Raw genomic sequence first — 469 nt, 5'->3', positions numbered from 1 at the left:
CGCTGGTAGCCGCCGCGATCGGAGCTGTCGCCACCGCGGTAGCCGGGACGGTCACCCGAGCGCTCGCCGCGGTAGCCACCGCGGTCGCTCGAGCCCGAACGCTCGCCACCCCGGTACCCGCTGCGGTCACTCGAGCCCTTGTAGCCGCCGCGGTCACCGCCAGAGCGGTTGCCGGCGCGGTCGTCTCGACGGTCTCCGCTGCGGTCGCGGTCGCCGGAGCCCTCACCACGCTGGTAGCCACCGCGGTCCTCGCGCGGCTTGTCGCTGCGGTTGTTGCTGAACTTGCGATCGCCTGATGGGCGGCCACCGTCGGAATGGCGCGGTCGGTCTCCCTGGCCACGCTGACGGTCGCCGGGACGATCCCCGAACCTTGACACCAAATCCTCCTATGGACACGCTGAAAGGGGCCTGTGAGCGAAGCACTGTAGTTGTGCCCCGCGATCACAAGCCCCTTCAGGGAAGTAAAGTT

At 69.3% G+C, this 469-nt stretch carries 1 pseudogene; it reads right to left on the bottom strand.

The annotated features are described in order from the left end of the window. Nucleotides 1-377 (bottom strand): annotated as a pseudogene (locus UK23_RS48065) (hypothetical protein); the annotation flags it as partial. Nucleotides 378-469: the final 92 nt, after the last annotated feature.

Source organism: Lentzea aerocolonigenes (assembly GCF_000955955.1).
In the GTDB taxonomy this organism is placed as follows: Bacteria; Actinomycetota; Actinomycetes; order Mycobacteriales; family Pseudonocardiaceae; genus Lentzea; species Lentzea aerocolonigenes_A.
Note: the sequence above shows the minus strand (reverse complement) of the source record. Positions and strands in the feature narration are given on the sequence as shown.